This window comes from Roseisalinus antarcticus (assembly GCF_900172355.1).
Lineage (GTDB): Bacteria > Pseudomonadota > Alphaproteobacteria > Rhodobacterales > Rhodobacteraceae > Oceanicola > Oceanicola antarcticus_A.
This window is the reverse complement of record NZ_FWFZ01000084.1, coordinates 1-4,314: the sequence shown is the minus strand read 5'-3', so window position 1 is coordinate 4,314 and position 4,314 is coordinate 1. Positions and strand designations below refer to the sequence as shown.

The following is a 4,314-nucleotide window of genomic DNA, read 5'->3' as shown; positions in this document are numbered from 1 at the left end:
AGTGGCGGAAGATCTCCGGGCCCAACCGTCTGCCCGAGGTCATCCAAGGGATTGTCTTCAAAGACGGTATCAAGCAACTTCACGCTGCCGCCTGATGATGGCCGTCACCAACTTTTGGGCATATCTCCCATGCAGGCGCTACAGCCTCAACTCGAGCAATGGGTCGTCGGTCCTCGCAATACCTGTTTGCAAAAGCTGGATGAATTGCTCGATGAAATGTGGCGCCGACACATCCTCATCAAGGTCACGCGCAAGCGCGGCGGCGACAACATTGGACGGACGAATGGGGTCCGGCCGAGGGACGCATGGGCTGCGACGGACCGACCGCCGGCATGCGCACAATCTGCGGCCCGCCATACGAATGTTCGTTCTTTGCCGTTCCGTTCGTATAGGCTGAACCGAGTATGGTCGTCTTTCTTCAGCGATCGAACTGCACTGATTCGATGGCAACGATCCTGCCTTCGTTCCGAGGGCGCACGGCGCCTTGATGCTGCCCCCGCGCGGCGACCCTCGAAGAGGACATCCACATGACCAATACCCTGACCGACCGGCTGAAGGCCGTCGTCGCCGCGCCTGACAGCACGCTGGAGATGGGGATCGGCACCCCGTTCGACCTGTCGGGGGCCACGATCACCGTGACCGGGCTGCCGGATATCGGCGATGTCCAGACAGCGATCGGCCGTGACCTGCTGGTCGGCCAGACACTGACGGCCGGGCAGCTGCTGGGCCTGCGCTATGTCAGCGGCACGGGCAGTGAACTGGGCGGCAGCACGTTCACCTATACCGTCGACCGGCCGGGCGCCACGCAGGTGACAGGCACCGTGCTGGTCGAAACCCGGTCACCCGATTCCGTTCTCTATTTCTCGGCGACCGGGGCAGACGGCTACGAGCTTTACCGTCTGCGGGGGGATGACACCGTAGAACAGGCCGCAGATATCGACAAAGGAATATTCAGCTCCTCTCCCGGGACCTTCACCGAGTTCAAGGGAATGTTCTATTTCACCGCGTATAATACCGACTATGGTGTTGAACTCTACCGGGTGCTGGGGGACGATACGGTCCAATTGGTTTCAGACATCAATCCGTCAGGTTTCAGCTCATATCCGACTGACCTTGTCGCGTTTAACGGGGCGCTCTATTTCAATGCGGTGGGCCCGCAGGGAGCAGAGCTCTACCGATTGACGGGGAATGGCATCGTTGAGCTCGTTCAGGATATCAATACCGGGCCTGACGGTTCCAACCCGCTTGGTTTTACCGACTTCAACGGGGCGCTCTATTTTATCGCGACCGGGCCCTCCGGACGCGACCTTTACCGGGTGCTGGAGAATGGAAATGTCGAGTTGGCATTTGACATCCCTCCGGGCCCGCCGCGCAATTTCACTTCCGCGGTCCTCACGGAGTTCAACGGAGCCCTCTATTTCGATGAGACCGGGTCCGGTGGGCTGGAGCTTTACCGCGTGCTCGCAGGTGGGGCTGTCGAACAACTCGAGGATATCAACGGCTCGTCCTCGGGGTCCGTCCCAAAAGGCCTGACAGAGTTCAACGGGGCACTCTACTTCTCGGCTGTCGATCGGGACCTGGACAATGAACTCTACCGTCTGCTCGGGGATGGCACGGTCGAGTTGGTCGCGGATATCAATCCACAGACCGATCCGGCCGTTCCGGTCAGTTCCGATCCGTCGGGCTTTACGGAATTCAAAGGGGCGCTTTATTTTGCGGCGACCGGGCCAAACGGACGCGAGCTTTATCGTGTGCTGGAGGATGGCACGGTTGAGTTGACCGCGGACATCAATCCGGGGGCGGGCGATTCGAATCCAGAGGGCTTCACCGAGTTCGACGGTGCGCTTTATTTCAGCGCAACAGGTCCTGACGGCGACGAGCTTTACGGCATACTCGGGGATGGCGAGGTCGAACTGATCGAGGATATCAAACCGGGGAGTATCGATTCCACTCCAAGCGACTTCACAGAATTCAACGGGGCGCTCTATTTCAACGCGTCAGGTCCTTACGGGTACCAGCCCTACCGCTTACTGGGGGACGGCACAGTCGAATCCGTCAGGGATATTGCCAGGGAGTCGGGCCTTTCCTACTGGGGTGAATTCACCGTCTTTCCCGGCGCCTTTCCAGCCACCCCGGGCGACGATGTCGTGCAGGGCAACGCGCAGAACAACCTGATCGCGGGTCTTGGCGGGTCCGACACGATCCTTGGCGAGGCGGGCAATGACACGATTCATGGCGATCGTGAGGACGGGACAGGCACCTTCGTCTATCCCGGCATCGCTTTCGCCGCCACAGGTGGGTTGACCAAGACAGCGGACGACAGCAACGGGTCGGCTGCGACCGCGATCGACATCTCGGCCACCTTCCGTCTTGGGGTCAACGGCGAGGTCACGGACAGCGCGACGGTGCCCCACAGCTCGATCGGCGCGATCTCGAGTACGGTGCCACAGGTCGATTTCTATGTTCTGAACATCACGGCGCGGGGCACCACCGTGACGCTGGACATCGACTCTGCCGGCTTTGACAGCGAGCTGGTGATCGTCGACGGGACCGGCCGGGTGCTGGCCCGGAACAACGACCAGGCCGAGCTCGATCCCGGCAGCGCCAGCCTTCTGGACGCCTTCCTGCGACACACGTTCGAGGAAGGCGGACGCTACTACGTTCTCGTCGGGGCCATCACAGATCAGTGCCCCCTTGGTCCGACCGGCGAGATCCCCGCGGGCGAGACCTACCGGCTGAATGTATCGGTCGACGAGCCCGACACATCCCTGTTCGACGCGGACGTTCTCTATGGCGGCGCCGGCAACGATACGCTCTTCGGGGATGTTGGCAAGGACAGGCTCATCGGCGGCGATGACGATGACGACCTCTTCGGCGGCGCCGATGACGACACCATGTTCGGGGGACGCGGGAATGACATCGTTCGCGGAGGTGACGGCAATGATGACCTTCAGGGCGACGACGGCAACGACACCCTGTTCGGCGGCGCACAGAACGACTTCGTCATCGCGGGACCGGGTGCGGACACCGTCTTTGGCGGCGACGGGTCCGATACGGCCTACGCTGGCGACGGGCGCGATACGCTCGAGGGCGACGCCGGCAATGATGAGCTTTTTGGCGGCGGCGACGACGACAGCCTGAACGGCGGGGCCGGCAACGACACCCTGAACGGTGACGACAATGACGATGTCCTGTCCGGCGGGATAGGGGACGACAGTCTTTATGGCGGCGACGGCAACGATACGCTTGAGGGCGGCGCGGACAACGACCTGCTGATCGGAAACCTTGGCGACGACTCGATCGCGGGCGGGACCGGCCGGGACAATATCGGTGGCAACTCCGGCAACGACACCCTGGCGGGCGGCCTGGGGGACGACATCGTCATCGGCGGGACCGGCGATGACGTGCTCGACGGGGACGAGAACAACGATCTGCTCTACGGCGATTCGGGCAATGACACCCTTGCCGGCGGGGCCGATGACGACACCCTCTATGGCGGCGACGACGAAGATGTGTTGTTCGGCGGAGACGGCACGGACACGCTTGTCGGAGACGACGGCAACGACGTGCTGTCCGGCGATGTCGGCGACGACAGCATGTCTGGTGGCGCGGGACTCGACACGCTCTGGGGCGGCATTGGCAACGACCGGCTGGAGGGTGATGACAACGCGGATGCGCTGATCGGCGGCTCTGGCGACGACACGCTCTTTGGCGGCACGGGCGTGGATCAGCTTTGGGGCGGAAACGACGACGACCTGATGTTCGGGCAAGAGAATGACGACACCCTGAACGGTGAGACGGGCAACGACACGCTCGATGGCGGCGCTGATGACGACCTCCTCGACGGCGGCGCCGACGATGACGCGCTCTACGGCGGCGCGGGCAACGACCGGCTGGAGGGGCGCAGCGGGAATGACCATGGCTCCGGCGGGTCCGGCGACGACATCATCGTCACCGGCACGGGCAACGACACCTTCCGCGGCTGGAAGGGCGATGACGAGATCTACGCCATCAGCGGCAACAACACCCTGCGCGGCGACGATGGCAACGACGTCATCGACGGCGGCTCGGGCCGCGATTTCATCATCGGCGGCAACGACGACGACACCATATACGGCGGCACTGGTGACGATGACGTTAACGGCGGCAACGGAAATGATGTCGGCTCGGGTGGTTCGGGCAATGACCGGGTAACGGGTTATTCAGGAAATGATGATCTAAGGGGCTGGAAGGGCGACGACGACCTTCTGGTGAAGAACGGGACCAACACGCTGCGGGGCGACGACGGGGATGATGACATCCGCGGCGGCTCGG

General features: G+C 62.6%; 1 pseudogene. It reads left to right on the top strand.

Annotated elements, in window-relative coordinates:
• Nucleotides 1–527: 527 nt before the first annotated feature.
• Nucleotides 528–4,314, top strand: a pseudogene (locus ROA7023_RS23030) (hypothetical protein); the annotation flags it as partial.